Origin of the sequence: Plantibacter flavus (genome assembly GCF_051487245.1) — a bacterium.
Lineage (GTDB): Bacteria > Actinomycetota > Actinomycetes > Actinomycetales > Microbacteriaceae > Plantibacter > Plantibacter flavus_B.
In genome coordinates this window covers 626834-644127 of record NZ_JAHVDH010000001.1, presented here as the reverse complement: position 1 = coordinate 644127, position 17294 = coordinate 626834, and the positions used below count along the sequence as shown (strand labels likewise).

Sequence of the window (17294 nt, the reverse complement as noted above, 5' to 3'; positions counted from 1 at the left end):
CCAGTCTACGCCTGCGAGGTCGGGTCGACTTCCGCGGGCGCCGGAGTGGCGACGCTGGTGGCCGACACGGCGCGACGCGGCTCGGGCAGCTTCGGCCACGCGATGACGAGCACGGCGATGAGGCCCGGGGAGAATGTCCACACGAGCCCCGCCACACTCTGCGGGATCAGCACCGAGCCACCCGCGCTCTCGGTGAGGAGGAGGACGAGCATGAGCATGATGCCGACCGCTGCAGCGGTCGCGGCCAGGCGCGAACCGAGCACGATCCGGAGGCCGAGGAGCAGCATCGCGATGCCCAGGATCGACAGCAGGAGGCCGACGGGGATCGCGACACCCAGGATCGACGGCGCCCAGGCGTGGGCGACCGTCCCGATCGCCCCGTAGGCGAGGCCGACGAGGAACGCGAGCACGAGTCCGACGATTCGCGAAGCGAGCGTCTGCTCCTGGGGCGCTTCGTCGTGCGGCAGGGACGGTGGCAGCCAGCCCTCGTCCCGCGCGGGGATGCTGGCGGCGGGGCTGCTGCTCTGGGCCGGATCGGTCATCCGCCGATTGTAACTGGACAGGCTCAGCACCAGCCGCTATCGTCGGACACGATAAGGTTAGCCTTACCAACCGCGTTCCGATGTCGCAGCGCCCCGCCCGGACCACGGTCCCCGCCGGCGCGCCCTCGGATGCTTCCCACCCCCAGCAGACGACGGCCACCTCACGGCGACCGCCAGCTCGACGCCTGAAAGTCCGGTCACGTGCTCGCGAACTACCTCATCGGCCTCCGCGAAGGTCTCGAAGCCGGCCTCATCGTCGGCATCCTCGTCGCATACCTGAACAAGCTCGGTCGACGTGACGTGCTCCTGCGCCTCTGGATCGGCGTCGGCCTCGCCATCGTGGTATCGCTCGGCGTCGGCGCGATCCTCACCTGGGGGCCGTACGGCCTGAGCTTCCAGGCGCAGGAGATCCTCGGGGGCGGTCTCTCGATCCTCGCCGTCGGACTCGTGACCTGGATGATCCTCTGGATGGGCCGCAACGCCCGCGAGCTGAAGCACGACCTGCAGTCGCGTCTCGACGCCGCGGTGGCCGGGTCGGCGATCGGCATCGTCATCCTCGGCTTCATCAGTGTCGGCCGTGAGGGCATCGAGACCGCCCTGTTCATCTGGGCGAGCGTCAACTCGGGCGAGAACGCCGTCATCGGGTCGATCGGCGCCCTGCTCGGCATCCTCACCTCGGTCGTCGTCTCCTACCTGATCTACCGCGGCTTCGTGCGCATCAACCTCGGCACCTTCTTCACATGGACGGGACTCTTCCTCATCCTCGTCGCGGCCGGCGTCCTCGCCTACGGCATCGGCGACCTCCAGGAGGCCGGCGTCATCCCCGGCTGGGGCCACGCGGCCTTCGACCTGAGCGCGATCGTCTCACCGACGAGTTGGTACGGCTCGGTCCTCGGCGGGCTGTTCAACTTCACCCCTGCACCCACCTGGGCGCAGTTCATCGCGTGGCTCGCGTACCTCGTCGTCACGCTCGTCTGCTTCATCCGCGTGGCCGGCCTCCGACGCCGTCCTGCGGCAGTCCCGCCCCGGGTCACGGCCGACGCCTGATCCGGTGACGAACCCGTATCTCACGCACCAGCACATTCCGACAGGAGCATCCATGCAGCACCGCATCATCACCGGCCTCGCCGGCGCAGGCGTCCTCGCCCTCGCGCTGACCGGCTGCGTCCCCAACAACACCGGCGCAGAGGCGCTCACCGTCGACGTCGCGGACGATTCCTGCACCGTCTCCGCCTCGACGACGACCGCGGGCGCCGTGACGTTCTCGATCACGAACAACGGCACCGACGTGAACGAGTTCGAGATCCTCGCGGACGACAAGCTCCGCATCGTCGGCGAGAAGGAGAACGTGACGCCCGGGCAGACCGTGTCCTACGTCGCGCAGCTGAACCCGGGCACGTACTACACGGCGTGCAAGTTCCAGCTCGTCGGTGCGCCGATCGGCCTGGCCGAGTTCACCGTCACCGGGGAGAACGCGGCGGTGTCTGACGACGAGCAGGCGCTCACGGACCTCGCCGTCACGAACTACGTCGCGTACATCAAGTCGCAGGTCGCGGAACTCGTCCCCCAGGTGGCCGCGTTCACCTCGGCGTACGCGGCCGGTGACGACGCGACCGCGCGCGAGCTGTACGCGACCACGCGCGTCTCCTACGAGCGCATCGAGCCGACGGCGGAGGCGTTCGGCGACCTCGACCCGAAGATCGACTACCGCGAGGTCGACGCGGTGGCCGAGGGCCTTGATTGGACCGGCTTCCACCGCATCGAGAAGGACCTCTGGCCGCCGGCAGCCGACGCGCTGAACTCCGACGGCACGAGCGCCCTGCTCGACTGGACCGCGTCAACGCCGGAGCAGCGCCAGCAGTTCGCGACGGGCCTCGTCGACGACGTGCAGACCCTGTTCGACCTCGTGTCGAAGAAGGACTTCACCGTCAGCCTCGGCGACATCTCGAACGGCGCGATCGGCCTCCTCGACGAGGTCGCGGTCGGCAAGATCTCCGGTGAGGAGGACTGGTGGTCCCACACCGACCTCTACGACTTCGCCGCGAACGTGCAGGGCGCCGAGGTCGCCTTCGGCAACGTCAAGGACATCGCCGCCAGCAAGGGCGACGCCGGTACGAAGCTCGTCGGCGAGATCGAGACCGAGTTCACGGCACTGCAGGATCTCCTCGCGAAGTACGGCAGCCTCGACAGCGGGTTCGTCGGCTACGACACCGTCACCGAGGAGCAGCGCAAGGAACTCTCCGACCAGGTCAACGCCCTGTCCGAGCCGCTCTCGCAGCTCACGCACACGGTCCTCGGCGTCGCCGAGTAACCGCACGCCACATCACGCACCTCCCGGCACCGTCCAGGGCCGGCACCGCGCGGATCGCTCCGCCAGGTGTCGGCCCTGCTGCCATCCAGACGCACTGACTAGCATGAGAGCCGATGACCGAGCACACGCCAGACGCCACCCCCGAGCCGTCCGCGCACCCCTCCCCCGAGTCTGACGACGAGCTGACCCCACCTCGCCGCCTCTCCAGGCGCGCGCTGTTCGGGCTGGCCGGCGCCGGTGCCGCCGGGCTCGCAGTGGGCGCCGGCGCGACCGCCGCGATCGCCGCCGCAGCATCGTCGGCGAACCCGACGGGCGTGAGCACGGTGTACCCGTTCGCGGGTGAGCACCAGGCGGGGATCACGACCCCCGCGCAGGACCGGTTGCACTTCGCCGCGTACGACCTCTCCGCCCGCGCCGATCGAGCGGACCTCATCGAACTCCTGAAGGACTGGAGCGTGGCCGCCGACCGGATGACGCAGGGCCTCGAGGTCACCGAGGGCGGAGCCATCGACGGTTCACCGCTCGCTCCCCCGTCCGACACGGGAGAGGCCCTCGGGCTACCTGCCAGTGGCCTCACCATCACCTTCGGCTTCGGCCCGACGCTCTTCACCAGTGAGGACGGCACCGACCGCTTCGGCATCGCCGACCGCAAGCCGGCCGAGCTCGAGAAACTGCCCCGGTTCTCGGGCGACAACCTGCAGGCCGGCCTCACCGGAGGCGACCTGTGCATCCAGGCCTGCGCTGACGACCCGCAGGTGGCGGTCCATGCCATCCGCAACCTCAGCCGTATCGCATTCGGTCGCGCGTCGATCCGCTGGTCGCAGCTCGGCTTCGGGCGCACCTCCTCGACCTCGACGAGCCAGGTGACCCCGCGAAACCTCTTCGGTTTCAAGGACGGCACCGCGAACATCAAGTCCGAGGAGACGAAGGACGTCGACGAGCAGGTGTGGGTGCAGTCCGGCGATACGGCCGATTGGCTCGCCGGCGGCTCCTACCTCGTCGTGCGCAAGATCCGCATGATCATCGAGACATGGGACCGCACCCGCCTCGAGGAGCAGGAGCGCGTCATCGGGCGCAGCAAGGGCGAGGGTGCCCCGCTCTCGGGCGGCAAGGAGTTCACCGAACCCGTTTTCGACGCCGTCGGGGCTGCAGACCAGCCGCTGATCGACACGAATGCACACGTGCGCTTGGCACACCCGACCCAGCTCAAGGGCACGAAGCTGCTCCGTCGCGGCTACAACTTCGTCGACGGCAACGACGACCTCGGTCGGTTGAACGCCGGACTGTTCTTCATGTCCTACCAGCGTTCGCCGCAGCAGTTCATCGACGTGCAGCGGGCCCTGGCGACCGACGCGCTGAACGAGTACATCAAGCACGTGGGCTCCGCGATCTTCGCTGTGCCGCCGGGAGCCTCCTCAGGCGGTTGGGTCGGCGAGACGCTCTTCGCGTAGGACCCGTCCGGTCCCTGAGCCTGTTGACGTGCTACTTGACCGTCACCGTGTAGAGGATGCTGTCCGCCGAGGCGACGAGCTTCACGTCGTAGGCCGTCGTCGACAGCGTGACGATCGAACCGTCGCCGTTCGCGATCTCCCCGTCGATCGTGAAGCCTGCCGCGACGAGCGCATCCTTGGCTGCGGTGGCCGCGTCGACCGCCTGCACCGTGACGACGAAGGTGTCCTTGCCGTCGACCGTGCCACGTCCACCGTTGACCGTACCGTCGACCACGGGCACCTCGTCGACCGGGTAGCCGTCCGGGAGGCCCTCGTCGAGGTTGACGTCGAACTCTCCGCCGGTCGCGTCGCGGATCCCCTGTTCGATCGAGTCCTTGACCGTGGATTCGATCGCGCTGCACCCGGCGAGGGTGGGGGCGAGGATGAGGGCGGCCAGCAGGGCGAGGGTGGCAGGTCGGCGCATGATGCCCAGCTTAACGCGACGATGCCCGACCTTCCTGGGAAGATCGGGCATCGTCGTGTGGAGCGGTGACTACTCGGACTGCTTCTTGAGACGCGAGTAGTTGCGCTGGCGGGCCTGAGCGTCGAGCTCGACCTTGCGGATGCGCACGTTGTCCGGCGTGACCTCGACACACTCGTCCTCGCGGGCGAACTCGAGGCTCTCCTCGAGCGTGAGGACGCGGGGCGGCGTCATCGACTCGAAGTTGTCGGCGGAGGACTGACGCATGTTGGTCAGCTTCTTCTCCTTGGTGATGTTGACGTCCATGTCGTCGGCGCGCGAGTTCTCGCCGATGACCATGCCCTCGTATACCTCTTCCGTGGGCTGCACGAAGAAGGACATGCGCTCCTGGAGGGCGATGATGGCGAACGGGGTGACCACACCGGAGCGGTCCGCGACGATCGAGCCGTTGTTGCGGGTCACGATCGAACCGGCCCACTCGCCGTAGCCGTGCGCGAGCGCATTGGCGATACCCGTACCGCGCGTGGCGGTGAGGAACTCGGAGCGGAAGCCGATGAGGCCGCGCGACGGGACGATGAACTCCATGCGGACCCAGCCGGTGCCGTGGTTCGACATGTTCTCCATGCGGCCCTTGCGAGCGGCGAGGAGCTGCGTGATCGCGCCGAGGTGCTCTTCAGGGGCGTCGATGGTGAGGTGCTCGTACGGCTCGTGGACCTTGCCGTCGATGCGCTTCGTGACCACCTGCGGCTTGCCGACGGTGAGCTCGTAGCCCTCGCGACGCATCTGCTCGACGAGGATGGCGAGCGCGAGCTCTCCACGACCCTGAACCTCCCACGCATCGGGGCGACCGATGTCGAGGACCTTGAGGGAGACGTTACCGATCAGCTCGCGGTCGAGGCGGTCCTTGACCATACGTGCGGTGAGCTTGTGACCCTTGACCTTGCCCATGAGCGGCGAGGTGTTCGTGCCGATCGTCATGGAGATGGCCGGGTCGTCGACGGAGATCGCCGGGAGGGGACGGATGTCCTCGGGGTCGGCGAGCGTGTCACCGATCATGATGTCGGCGAAACCGGCGACGGCGACGATGTCACCGGGGCCGGCGCTCTCGGCCGGGTAGCGGTCGAGGGCCTTCGTGATCATGAGCTCGGTCACACGGACGTTGTGGACGTCGCCGTCGTGGCGGACCCAAGCGACCGTCTGGCCCTTCTTCAGCGTGCCGTTGAAGATGCGCAGCAGCGCGAGACGACCGAGGAACGGCGACGCGTCGAGGTTCGTGACGTGCGCCTGGAGAGGGTGCTCGTCGTCGTACTTCGGAGCGGGGATGTGCTCGAGGATCGCAGCGAACAGCGGCTCGAGGTTCTCGCTGTCGGGCAGCTCACCGTTGGCGGGCTTGTTCGACGAGGCACGGCCGGCCTTGCCGGACGCGTAGACGACGGGCACGTCGAGGACGGCGTCGAGGTCGATGTCGGGGAAGTCGTCCGCCATGTCGCTGGCGAGACCGATGAGGAGGTCCTGGCTCTCGACAACGACCTCGTCGATGCGTGCGTCGGGACGGTCGGTCTTGTTGACCAACAGGATGACGGGCAGCTGCGCCTCGAGTGCCTTGCGGAGCACGAAGCGGGTCTGCGGGAGGGGACCCTCGGAGGCGTCGACGAGGAGCACGACGCCGTCGACCATGGAGAGGCCGCGCTCGACCTCACCACCGAAGTCGGCGTGGCCCGGGGTGTCGATCACGTTGATCGTGATCGGACCGTCGGTGGCGTGCTCGCCCTTGTAAGAGATCGCCGTGTTCTTGGCGAGGATCGTGATGCCCTTTTCGCGCTCGAGCTCATTCGAGTCCATGGCGCGTTCTTCGAGGTGGGCGTGTTCGGCGAAAGAGTTGGTCTGTCGCAGCATGGCGTCGACGAGGGTCGTCTTGCCGTGGTCAACGTGGGCCACGATCGCGACATTGCGCAGATCGGAACGAGTGGCGAGCGCCATAAAAGGGTGGCTTCCTTCAAGTGGATGGGATTCGGGCACGATGGTGCCGACGGACCATCATACCGCAGGCGACCTCGTTCCCCGCTGAACGGGGATGGAACGACGACGGGCATCGGCGGAATTCCGCCGATGCCCGTCGGAGCAGCGTTCAGCTCGAACGCCTACCGGTGCTTACTTCTTCCAGCCCACGTTCTTCCAGTCGATGGTCTCGAACTGGGTCGGACCGTAGTTCACGAGGCCCGTCTTGACGCCGTAGGTGTACGGCACCGGGAACAGGGGCAGCGTGGTCGCGAGGGCGACGATCTTCTTGTCGATCTCCTTCGCGATCTCGAGGCGCTTCTCCGGGTCGAGCTCGGCGTTCGCGCTCGCCCACAGCTCGCCCAGCGAGTCGTCCGTCACGCCCGGGAAGTTCTGCCCGGAGTCCGCCGGGTAGAAGATCGACTCGGTGCTCGAGATCGGGAACGCGGTGCCCTGCCAGGCGAAGCTCACGGCGTCGAAGTCGCGGGTCTCGGTGGTGACGTACTTCGTGAAGAAGTCGTCGGACGGGACGGTGTCGATCTTGAGGTCGAAGCCGGACTCCTTGACCATGGCCTGCACCTGCTGCGAGGTCTCGGCCGAGACCGGGTTGTCGGAGTCGATCACGTAGCGCACGGTCAGCTTCTCGCCGTCCTTCTCGCGGATGCCGTCGCTGCCCTCGGTCCAACCGGCGTCCTCGAGCTGCTGCTTGGCGGCGTCGATGTCGTAGCCGAGCACCTTCGACGCGTCGTCCTCGTAGCCGTCCTGGCCGGGGAGGAAGATGAGGTTGTTCAGCAGGTCGGTCGGCGCGTCGATCGCGGCGAGGCGGGCCTCGGCGATGGTCTGGCGGTTGATCGACTTCGCGAAGGCCTGGCGGACCTCGGGGTCGCTCAGGACCTCGGACGTGCCGTTCAGCGTGATGTGGTTGTACGTCGTGCCGCGCGATCGCTGGATCTCAGCGTCGCTGCGCTTCTTCGCCGTCTCGTAGTTGTCGGCGTTCGAGCCGATGCTGAAGACGTCGATCTCGCTGTTCGAGAAGGCCTGCGCCAACCCGGCGCGCGAGACCTGCTTGAAGATGATGTTGTCGAGCTTCGGCTTGTCGCCCCACCACTTCGGGTTCGGCTCGAAGGTGACGACCGCTCCGGTCTGGTCGATCTTGCTGACGATGTACGGGCCACCCGAGACGTAGGTGGTGCCGTCGGCCGCGTACGGACCGGTCGCCCAGAGCGTGTTGAACGACTCGGGTGTCGCGCCGAGCCACTTCGGCCAGATGTTGCCGAGGATCGACGGCCAGTCGGCGTTCTTGTTGGCGAAGGTGATGAGGACGTCCTGCGGGCTGTCGCCGGCCGTGACGGACTCGATGTCCTTCCAGACGTTCGTCGCGGTCGGTGCGTAGGCCGGGTCGACGCCGTTCAGCGACTTCCACGTGGCGGCGAAGTCCTCGACGCTCATGGCCGTGCCGTCGGACCACACGGCGTCCGGGTTGATCTTGATCTCGACGACCTGGGGGTCCTCGCTCTTCAGCTCGACCGAGGTGGCGAAGTCCGGGTTGGCCTCCCAGGTGCCGTCCTCCTTGATGTTCACGTAGGCGGCCGTGTAGAGGTTCGTCAGGAACTGGTCGTCGACGGTGCCGCCGTCGAGGTTGTAGAGGTTCCAGTTCGCCGGGATCGCGTCGACCGCGAGGTTGAGCGTGCCGCCCTGGGCGATCGCGTCGCCGTCCGCACGCTCCCAGCCCGTACCCGACAGGGTGGCCGGCGACGATGTCGTGCCACCCCCCGAGGTCCCGCCGGTGCACGCGGTCAATGCGAGGGCGACGATCGAGACGCCGGCGAGGATCAACCCGCTTCGGCGCTTCGGTCCCTGTGTTCTGGAACTCATCGAGATCCACCTTTCGTGACGTGTTCCTGCCGCAGCCCGCTCCGATCCGGAGCGGAAACCGCGCAGGCCAATGTGCACCATCTTGCACCCGGCACCACGATCCCCTCCAACAGGGCACGAATTGTTACCGTTTCGATTTGTCTTGGGCACGTGCCCGAAACATACGTTGCGTTACCTGTTGACACGCGTCGTTTTCCGTTTCCCGACTCTTGGGGGTTACAGTGTCTCCACCCCCACGAGGGGTGGCAGCTGCACGGACGACGACGTCCTCGCACACGACATCGCAAGGCTGGTACATGATCGGGTTCATTGCACGGCGGTTGGTCAACTATCTGTTCCTCTCCGCCATCGCCACGATGCTGGGCTACGTGCTCGTCAGCATGACGCTCCAACCCGCGGCACGGTTCCTCGGCAAGAACCCACCGGTCCCCCAGGCGTCGATCGACGCGGCGCTCGACAAGATGGGCGTGAACCCGAACGTCCCGCTCCTCGAGCGACTCTGGGACTGGGTGACGCAGCTCGTGACCACCGGATCGCTCGGCGTCAGCACCCGCGGCACCCAGGTCACCGCCGACATCATCGAACGCTCCGGCACGAGTCTCCGCCTCCTCATCATCGGCACGATCCTCGGAGCCGTGATCGGCGTCGCCCTCGGCGTGTGGGGTGCGGTCCGTCAGTACCGGGCGAGTGACCAGATCATCACCTACGCCTCGTTCACCATCCTGGCCATGCCCGTGTTCGTCATCGGCGTCGTCCTGATGATCCTCGCCACCTCGTTCAACCAGGCGATGGGCACGAACGTCATCAACTTCACCGGCGAGTACACCGCAGGCCTCCAGGGCGGGTTCTGGACACAGTTCGGCGACCGCGCGATGCATCTGCTGCTCCCGACCATCACCCTCACCGTCGGAGCCGTCGCGTCGTACTCCCGCTACCAGCGCAGCGCCATGCTCGACGTCATGAGCGCGGACTACATCCGTACCGCCCGGTCGAAGGGGCGCACGCGCGGCTCGGCGATCATCCGTCACGGCGTCCGTGTCGCGCTCATCCCGATGTCGACGTTCTTCGCCTACTCCTTCGGACTGATCCTGACCGGAGCGAGCGTCACCGAGAACGTGTTCAGCTGGCACGGGATGGGTGAATACCTGCTCACGAGTGTCTCCAACTCCGACATCAACGCGGCGAGCGGCACCATCCTGTTCACCGCGATCCTCGTGCTTATCGCCGGCACCCTGTCCGACGTGATCTACGCAGCCCTCGACCCGAGAGTCCGGGTGTAACCGCCATGGCACTGACCGATCCCACCACCCTCACCGTCGGCGAACCCGAGACGATGCGCGACGCCCCGAAGCGCCCGCAGTCCCGCGGACGCACGATCCTCCGCAAGGTGCTCGCCACGAAGCGCGCGAGGATCGGCGGCGGCGTGCTCGCCGTGATCATCCTCTGGGCGTTCGTCGGCCCGCTGCTGTACCCGTGGTCGTTCACCGACCAGGACGGCCTCGCCTTCAGCCAGCCGCCGTCGCCGTCGCACTGGTTCGGCACCAACAACATCGGCCAGGACCTCTACGTGCAGACGCTCGTCGGCCTGCAGAAGTCCCTCGTCATCGGCCTCATCGTCGGACCGGCCGCAGCGATCATCGCCGGTGTCGTCGGAGCAGTCGCCGGATATGTCGGCGGGGTCTGGGACAAGGCGATCGTCTGGGTCATCGACCTGCTCCTCGTCATCCCCGGGTTCTTCCTCCTCGTGCTCCTCAGCCCCGTCTTCAAGTCGCTCTCGTGGCTCGCGCTCGTCGTGTTCCTCGCCCTGTTCGGCTGGATGGTCCTGGCGCGCGTGATCCGCGGTCAGACGATGTCGCTGCGGGAACGCGAGTATGTGAAGGCCGCCAGGTTCATGGGGGTGCCCGGGTTCACGATCGTCCGGCGCCACATCATCCCGAACGTCGCCTCCCTGCTCATCATCGACGCCACCCTCGGGATCGGGGCGGCGATCCTCTCGGAGACGACACTGAGCTTCTTCGGTTTCGGCGTCCAGGCACCAGACGTCTCACTCGGCACCCTGCTCGCCGCAGGTGCGAGCGCCGCCGTGACGAGGCCCTGGTTGTTCGTCTTCCCGGCCGGCATCCTCGTGATCACGGTGCTCGCCTCCAGCCTTCTCGGCGACGCCCTGCGCGACGCCATCGACCCGACCTCAGGAGCCAACCGTGACTGATCACTCCACGGCCGCACCGATCCTCCAGGTGCAGGATCTGAGCGTGACCTTCCCGAACGCCGGAACGCCCGTCCACGCGGTCCGGGGCGTCTCCTACGAGGTTCGCCGAGGCGAGTTCCTCGGCATCGTCGGCGAATCCGGCTCCGGCAAGAGCGTCTCGTCGATGGCCGTCATGGGCCTCTTGCCGACGAACGCGCAGGTGACGGGGAGCATCCGCTACGACGGCACCGAGCTCCTCGGTCAGTCCGACCGCGACCTCTCGAAGATCCGAGGCCGCGACATCGCGATGATCTTCCAGGACCCACTGTCGGCCCTCACGCCGGTCTACACGATCGGACAGCAGATCGCCGAGGGACTGCGCCTGCACGACAGCGCACTGACGCAGCGGGCGGCGGAGGCGAGGGCCGTGGAGCTGCTCAAGATCGTCGGCATCCCGAACGCCGAGCGGCGAGCCAAGTCCTTCCCCCACGAGTTCTCCGGCGGGATGCGCCAGCGGGCCATGATCGCGATCGCGATCGCCAACGACCCGCAGCTCATCATCGCGGACGAGCCCACCACCGCCCTCGACGTCACCATCCAGGCACAGATCCTCGAGGTGCTCCAGAAGGCGAAGGACATCACGGGAGCCGCCGTCGTCCTCATCACGCACGACCTCGGCGTCGTCGCCGGCAATGCCGACCGCGTCGCCGTCATGTACGCCGGACGCATCGTCGAGACCGCGCCGGTCCTCCCCCTCTTCCGCCAGCCGCTCATGCCGTACACGATCGGCCTGCTGCGCTCGATGCCGAACATGGCCGCCGAGCAGCAGGAACGTCTCGTCCCGTTGGAGGGACGACCACCGCTGCTCACCCAGGTACCGACCGGATGCCCGTTCGCCGCCCGCTGCCCCATCGCCGTCGACGCCTGCCTCGACGGGGAACCGGCTCTGCTGCCGGTGCTCGACGGCGACTCCGTGCAGCACACGGCAGCCTGCCTCCGTGCTGAGGAGATCGCCGACGGCTCGCTCCGGCGCCCGGACATCTTCCCCCGTCCCGAGGAGCTTCCGGACGAACTCGTGGCCGAGGTCGACACCGACACGGTGCTCGACGTCCAGGACCTCAAGCGGGCGTTCCCGCTCACCAAGGGCGTCGTGTTCCGCCGGACCATCGGCACGGTGCGCGCGGTCGACGGCGTGTCGTTCAGCGTGCAGCGAGGGCGCACCCTCGGTCTCGTCGGGGAGTCCGGTTGCGGGAAGACGACGACGATCATGGAGATCCTCGAACTCGCGAAGACCCAGGCCGGCAGCATCCATGTGAACGGCGTGGACACGGCCTCCCTCTCGAAGTCCGATCGACGGCGCCTGAGGAGCGACATCCAGGTCGTCTTCCAGGACCCGATGGCCTCGCTCGACCCTCGTATGACGATCGAGGACATCATCGGCGAGCCGCTCACCGTGCACCACGTCTCCCCCGCGGAGATCCGTGAACGCGTCGCCGAGATGCTCGAACTCGTCGGACTCGAACCCTCGTTCGCCGGACGCTACCCGCACGAGTTCTCCGGCGGCCAACGCCAACGCATCGGCATCGCCCGCGCGCTCGTCGTCGAACCGAAGATCCTCGTCCTCGACGAGCCGGTGTCGGCCCTCGACGTCTCGGTGCAGGCCGGCGTGATCAACCTGCTCGAAGACCTCAAGCGCAGGCTCGGCCTCTCCTACCTGTTCGTCGCCCACGACCTCGCGGTCGTCCGACACATCGCCGACGACGTCGCCGTCATGTACCTCGGGCGGATCGTCGAGTACGGTCCGAGTGCGGAGATCTTCGCCCACCCGAAGCACCCGTACACGCAGGCGCTGCTGTCGGCCGTCCCCGTCCCCGACCCCGAGATCGAACGGAACCGACGCCGCATCCTCCTCGACGGGGACCTGCCGTCTCCGAGCGACGAGCGCGTCGGCTGCAGCTTCCGCAGTCGGTGCCCGCTGTTCCAGCTGCTGCCGGCCGACCGGCAGGCCGTCTGCGAGCAGGAGGACCCGCGCGAGCGTCCCCTCGACGGGCGCCTCGTCGCCTGCCACCACGCGGAGAGCGACCGGCTCGTCCCCGCGTGATCCGGGCGGCGGACGCCATCCATGCCTCGGCCTGAGATCATGGAGGGGTGAACGACGCGAAGACGCCCAACCGAACGACCCTCCGCAGCACGAGCGGCTACTGGATCCTCGGGGTGACGGCGGCGCTCATGATCTTCTTCGTGGTGGACGCGATCAGCCGCGGCGCGTGGACCTTCGCCCTGCAGGCGCTCCCCTGGGAGCTGCTCGTCGTGTGGGTGGTCTACCTGATCCTCGTACGCCCCTGCATCATCGTCGAACCCGAACAACTGACGATCGTGAACGTCGCTCGGGTGCACGACATCCCCTGGCCACGGATGGAGGAGGCGACGAGTCGCTACCAACTCACCGTGCTGCTGCGAGACGGCCGCAGGATCACCAGTTGGGGCGCTCCGACGGCAGGCCTCGACCGTCCCTCGATGCTCGGTGGTCGTGCCGGGCGCCAGGGTGCCGACCACCAGGAACGCGCTGCCGGCGTGCGGCGACCCGGACGCGCCGGGAACGAGGGTCCGACGGCGGTCCAGCTCATCGAGAGGTCCCACGAGCGCTGGGGCCGGATGGACTCGAACGACACCCGCCTCGCCGTCTCCCGGTGGGACGTCGTGGCGGTCGCGGTCACCGGCGGTCTCGTCGTCTGGGGCCTCGCCTCCGCGCTGCTCGGCTGAACGTCCAACGCCGAAGGGCGGTGCCGCGGATCACTCCGTGGCACCGCCCTTCGGCGTTCTGGCGAGCGGTGACTACAGCGCGAGCTCGATCCCGGCGCCGGGGATGGCGTCGAGGAGCTCACGCGTGTACTGCTGCTGCGGGTTCTCGAAGACCGAGTCGGTCGTCGACGCCTCGACGATCTTCCCCTTCTGCATGACCGCGACGTTGTCGGCGATCACCCGGACGACCGCGAGGTCGTGCGTGATGAAGAGGTACGTGAGCTGCAGCTCCGACTGGAGGTCGGCGAGCAGCTGCAGGATCTGCGCCTGGACGAGCACGTCGAGGGCCGACACCGCCTCGTCGAGGACGACGATCTCGGGCTTCAGGGCGAGCGCACGGGCGATCGCGATGCGCTGCCGCTGCCCGCCGGAGAGCTCGTTCGGGTAGCGCGTCGCCACGGACTGCGGCAACGAGACCTGGTCGAGGAGTTCGAGCACCCGCGCACGGCGGCTGGCTTTGTCGCCCACCTTGTGCGTGAGGAGCGGCTCAGCGATGGTGTTGCCGATGTTCCGCAGCGGATCGAGCGAACCGTACGGGTCCTGGAAGACGGGCTGCATCTTCCGACGGAGGGCGAGCAGACCCTTGCGATCGAGGCCCTCCATCGTCTTCCCGCCGATGCGGATCGTGCCGGAGGTGGGCGTCTCGAGCTGCAGGAGCAGCTTCGCGACCGTGGACTTGCCCGAACCGGACTCGCCGACGAGCGCCATGGTGGTGCCCTTCGGGATCTGGAAGGACACGCCGTCGACGGCCTTGAGCTCCGAGGCCTCCCCCTTCTGGCCGCGGATCTTGTAGACCTTGTTGAGGTCTTCCACGACGATGGCCGACTCCTCCGTCGCGAGCTCGGCGTGAGCCGCTGCCCGCTGCTCGGCGGCGACGATCAGGTCGAGGCCCTCAGCACCAGCGGGCGCCTCGTGCTCGAGCGTCTCGAGGGGGCCGGTGGCCGATTGGATCCGACGCGACGCCAGGCTCGGCGCCGCCGCGACGAGGCGCTGCGTGTACGGGTGCACCGGGTTCTGCAGGATCTCGACCGACGGACCCGCCTCGACGATCTGCCCCTTGTACATGACGATGAGCTTCTCAGCGCGCTCCGCGGCGAGGCCGAGGTCGTGCGTGATGAAGAGCAGCGCCGTGCCGCTGTCGCGGGTGAGGGTCTCGAGGTGGTCGAGGATCTTCCGCTGGACGGTGACGTCGAGCGCGGACGTCGGCTCGTCGGCGATCAGCAGCTTCGGGCTCGACGAGAGACCGATGCCGATGAGCACCCGCTGACGCATGCCGCCCGAGAACTGGTGCGGGAACTGCTTCAGACGACGGTCGGCGTCGGAGAGACCGGCCTGCTGGAGGACCTCGATCGCCTTCGCACGGACGGCCTTCTTCCCCTCGGCGATGCCGTTCGCACGGATCGCCTCCTCGACCTGGAAACCGATGTTCCAGACCGGGTTGAGGTTCGACATCGGGTCCTGCGGCACGAAACCGATGAGGCGCCCACGGACGTCCTCGATCTCCTTGGTCGGGAGCTTCGAGAGGTCGCGACCCTCGAAGAGGATCTCGCCGCCCGTGATCTTGCCGGTACCCGGGAGCAGGTTGATGATCGCGTGCGCGGTCGTCGACTTGCCGGAACCCGACTCACCGACGATCGCCACGGTCTCCCCAGGCATCATGGTGAAGCTCGTCTTGCGGATGGCCTGGACCGTTCCGCTCTGCGTGCGGAAACCGACCTCGAGATCCTTGATCTCGAGCAGCGGCTGCCCGGCGCGTGCGGCTGACGGGGATGAGAGGTTGCTCAACGGAGGGCCCTCGCCTTCGGGTCGAGTGCGTCGCGCAGGACCTCGCCGAGCATGATGAAGCTGAGCACGGTGAGCGAGAGCGCGATGGACGGGTAGATGAGCACCTGCGGAGCGGTCCGCAGGTCGCGCTGCGCCTGCGAGATGTCGGCACCCCACGAGATCGACTCGGAACCGAGTCCGACGCCGAGGAAGGACAGCGTCGCCTCCGCGACGATGGCCGAGGCCAGCGACAGCGTGATGACGACGATCACCGGGGCGATCGAGTTCGGCAGGACGTGACGCAGCAGGATCCGGAACCGTGAGACCCCGAGCGCGATGGACGCCTGGACATAGTCCGCGTTCTTCACGCGCAGGATCTCCGCCCGCAGGATCCTCGCGACGCTCGGCCAGACGAAGAGTCCGACCGCGAGCGAGATGGTCCATACGCTGCGGTACGCAGCCAGAGCCGACATGACGACCACGGCGGCGAGGATGTAGGGGATCGAGAAGAAGATGTCGCCGACGCGCGAGAGCACGGAGTCGACCCATCCACCGTAGAAGCCCGACAGCGCACCGAAGCTGATGCCGAGCACGCAGACGATGGCCGTCACGATGAGGCCGACCGCGAGCGACGTCGGCGCGCCGAAGATGATGCGCGCGTAGATGTCGCAACCCTGCTTCGTGAAGCCGAGCGGGTGTGCGAGCGACGGGTCGCCGAGGCTGTTGTCGAGGTTGCAGCTGCGCGGGTCGACGTGCGAGAACAGACCGGGCAGCAGCGACACTGCGACCACGAGGACAATCAGCACCGCGGAGATCCAGAACATCGGCTGACGGCGCATGTACGCCCAGGCGTCGGTCCAGAGGTTGCTGGGCTTCTCGTCCACCTTGACGGCGTCGATCACCGCGAGCGGTGTCTCCTCCAGTGGTGCGACGAAGTGGTTCGACGAACGCTTCATCGTGGGTTCTTCATCATGACTTGACATAGCGGATCCTCGGGTCGAGCACGGCGTACAGCAAGTCGACGAGCAGGTTGACGAGCAGGTAGACGAGCACCATCACGGTGACGAAGGACACGACTGTGGGGCCTTCACCTCGGATGATCGCCTGGTAGAGGGTGCGGCCGACGCCGGGCACGTTGAAGATGCCCTCCGTGACCGTTGCACCGACGATGAGCACACCGAAGTCGACCGCCAGGTAGGTGACCACCGGGATGAGCGAGTTTCGGAGGATGTGCACCGGGATGATGCGGCGTCGGCTGAGGCCCTTCGAGGCCGCGGTGCGCACGAAGTCGAGCGACTGCGTCTCGATGACGGCACTCCGGGTGAGCCTCGTGATCTGGGCGAAGCTGATGGTCGCCAGGACGAGCGCCGGAAGGAGCAGATCTTGTATCGGCGCCCCTGGACCGACGGTCACCCTGAACCAACCGAGCTGGATGCCGAAGACGAACTGCGCGATGAACGCCACCACGAACACGGGGAGCGAGATGAGGATGAGGCTCACGACGAGGAAGGACGCGTCGAAGATGCCGCCCTTGCGGAGGCCCGAGACGAGGCCGATCGTGATGCCGGCGACCATCTCGAAGAAGACCGCGAGGACCGCGAGTCGGAGCGTGACCGGGAAGGTCTGCGCGAGGATCTCGGAGACCGGCTGCCCGGAGAACGAGGTGCCGAGGTCGCCTGTGAAGATACCGCCGAGGTACAGGAAGTACTGCACGATGAACGGCTTGTCGAGGTTGTACTCCGCGCGCAGCTGTTCGAGGACGGCCGGACTCGGCGTCTTGTCGCCGAACAGGGCGAGGATGGGGTCGCCGGGGAGCGCGAACACCATGAAGTAGATGAGGAACGTCGTGCCGAGCAGGACGGGGATCGCCTGCAGCACGCGTCGAAGGATGTAATTGCCCAAA

General features: G+C 67.4%; 14 protein-coding genes. 7 read left to right on the top strand and 7 right to left on the bottom strand.

Going from position 1 to position 17294, the window contains the following annotated elements; translation table 11 throughout:
• Positions 1–5: 5 nt before the first annotated feature.
• A complete protein-coding gene (locus KXS11_RS02950) occupies positions 6–542 on the bottom strand; it encodes a DUF6113 family protein (protein WP_437383953.1) in 537 nt (178 codons plus the stop codon).
• A 201-nt stretch (positions 543–743) separates the two neighbouring features.
• Between KXS11_RS02950 and efeU the strand changes: the two genes are divergently transcribed.
• The 3 genes from efeU to efeB all read left to right on the top strand — a co-directional run bounded on the left by efeU (position 744) and on the right by efeB (position 4304).
• On the top strand, positions 744–1589 hold the full coding sequence (gene efeU / locus KXS11_RS02945) for an iron uptake transporter permease EfeU (protein ID WP_437383952.1): 846 nt from the start codon (positions 744–746) through the stop codon (positions 1587–1589).
• 52 nt (positions 1590–1641) lie between these two features.
• Positions 1642–2853, top strand: a complete 1212-nt coding sequence (gene efeO, locus KXS11_RS02940) for an iron uptake system protein EfeO (protein WP_437383951.1) — start codon at positions 1642–1644, stop codon at positions 2851–2853.
• A 113-nt stretch (positions 2854–2966) separates the two neighbouring features.
• Positions 2967–4304, top strand: a complete 1338-nt coding sequence (efeB, locus tag KXS11_RS02935) for an iron uptake transporter deferrochelatase/peroxidase subunit (protein ID WP_437383950.1) — start codon at positions 2967–2969, stop codon at positions 4302–4304.
• 31 nt (positions 4305–4335) lie between these two features.
• Here efeB and KXS11_RS02930 read toward each other — a convergent pair whose 3' ends face one another.
• From KXS11_RS02930 to KXS11_RS02920, 3 genes are all read right to left on the bottom strand, one after another.
• Positions 4336–4767 (bottom strand): hypothetical protein, encoded by a 432-nt coding sequence (locus tag KXS11_RS02930; RefSeq protein ID WP_437383949.1) that lies wholly within the window; start codon positions 4765–4767, stop codon positions 4336–4338.
• Between the two features lie 69 nt (positions 4768–4836).
• A complete protein-coding gene (gene typA, locus KXS11_RS02925; protein WP_437383948.1) occupies positions 4837–6744 on the bottom strand; it encodes a translational GTPase TypA in 1908 nt (635 codons plus the stop codon).
• Positions 6745–6915: 171 nt separating this feature from the next.
• A complete protein-coding gene (locus KXS11_RS02920) occupies positions 6916–8637 on the bottom strand; it encodes an ABC transporter family substrate-binding protein (protein ID WP_437383947.1) in 1722 nt (573 codons plus the stop codon).
• Positions 8638–8933: 296 nt separating this feature from the next.
• On the opposite strand from KXS11_RS02920, the gene KXS11_RS02915 reads away from it, so the two are divergent.
• Genes KXS11_RS02915 through KXS11_RS02900 form a run of 4 tightly spaced genes read left to right on the top strand, consistent with a single transcriptional unit; the run spans position 8934 to position 13588 of the window.
• Positions 8934–9917, top strand: coding sequence for an ABC transporter permease (locus KXS11_RS02915; protein WP_437383946.1), 984 nt, complete (start codon positions 8934–8936; stop codon positions 9915–9917).
• Positions 9918–9922: 5 nt separating this feature from the next.
• Positions 9923–10846 carry an ABC transporter permease gene (locus KXS11_RS02910; RefSeq protein ID WP_437383945.1) on the top strand — a complete coding sequence of 308 codons (924 nt, stop codon included), beginning with the start codon at positions 9923–9925 and terminating at the stop codon, positions 10844–10846.
• On the top strand, positions 10839–12926 hold the full coding sequence (locus KXS11_RS02905) for an ABC transporter ATP-binding protein (protein ID WP_437383944.1): 2088 nt from the start codon (positions 10839–10841) through the stop codon (positions 12924–12926). Before KXS11_RS02910 ends, KXS11_RS02905 begins: the two co-directional genes overlap by 8 nt.
• A 47-nt stretch (positions 12927–12973) precedes the next feature.
• Positions 12974–13588 carry a hypothetical protein gene (locus KXS11_RS02900; RefSeq protein ID WP_437383943.1) on the top strand — a complete coding sequence of 205 codons (615 nt, stop codon included), beginning with the start codon at positions 12974–12976 and terminating at the stop codon, positions 13586–13588.
• A 72-nt stretch (positions 13589–13660) separates the two neighbouring features.
• Here the strand turns inward: KXS11_RS02900 and KXS11_RS02895 are convergent, their stop codons facing one another.
• Genes KXS11_RS02895 through KXS11_RS02885 form a run of 3 tightly spaced genes read right to left on the bottom strand, consistent with a single transcriptional unit; the run spans position 13661 to position 17293 of the window.
• Positions 13661–15412, bottom strand: coding sequence for a dipeptide ABC transporter ATP-binding protein (locus KXS11_RS02895; RefSeq protein ID WP_437383942.1), 1752 nt, complete (start codon positions 15410–15412; stop codon positions 13661–13663).
• Positions 15409–16374: an ABC transporter permease gene (locus KXS11_RS02890; protein ID WP_437383941.1), complete on the bottom strand. Its 966-nt coding sequence runs from the start codon at positions 16372–16374 to the stop codon at positions 15409–15411. Before KXS11_RS02890 ends, KXS11_RS02895 begins: the two co-directional genes overlap by 4 nt.
• The gene (locus KXS11_RS02885; protein ID WP_437383940.1) at positions 16361–17293 is read right to left on the bottom strand and encodes an ABC transporter permease; all 933 of its coding nucleotides are present in this window, start codon (positions 17291–17293) and stop codon (positions 16361–16363) included. Before KXS11_RS02885 ends, KXS11_RS02890 begins: the two co-directional genes overlap by 14 nt.
• Between the last annotated feature and the right edge of the window lies 1 nt (position 17294).

What these genes read in the sequence shown, in the direction of transcription:
- KXS11_RS02950 (WP_437383953.1), bottom strand. Translation starts at nt 542, where the DNA reads ATGACCGATCCGGCCCAGAGCAGCAGCCCCGCCGCCAGCATCCCCGCG.
- efeO (WP_437383951.1), top strand. Translation starts at nt 1,642, where the DNA reads ATGCAGCACCGCATCATCACCGGCCTCGCCGGCGCAGGCGTCCTCGCC.
- efeB (WP_437383950.1), top strand. Translation starts at nt 2,967, where the DNA reads ATGACCGAGCACACGCCAGACGCCACCCCCGAGCCGTCCGCGCACCCC.
- KXS11_RS02930 (WP_437383949.1), bottom strand. Translation starts at nt 4,767, where the DNA reads ATGCGCCGACCTGCCACCCTCGCCCTGCTGGCCGCCCTCATCCTCGCC.
- typA (WP_437383948.1), bottom strand. Translation starts at nt 6,744, where the DNA reads ATGGCGCTCGCCACTCGTTCCGATCTGCGCAATGTCGCGATCGTGGCC.
- KXS11_RS02920 (WP_437383947.1), bottom strand. Translation starts at nt 8,637, where the DNA reads ATGAGTTCCAGAACACAGGGACCGAAGCGCCGAAGCGGGTTGATCCTC.
- KXS11_RS02915 (WP_437383946.1), top strand. Translation starts at nt 8,934, where the DNA reads ATGATCGGGTTCATTGCACGGCGGTTGGTCAACTATCTGTTCCTCTCC.
- KXS11_RS02910 (WP_437383945.1), top strand. Translation starts at nt 9,923, where the DNA reads ATGGCACTGACCGATCCCACCACCCTCACCGTCGGCGAACCCGAGACG.
- KXS11_RS02890 (WP_437383941.1), bottom strand. Translation starts at nt 16,374, where the DNA reads ATGTCAAGTCATGATGAAGAACCCACGATGAAGCGTTCGTCGAACCAC.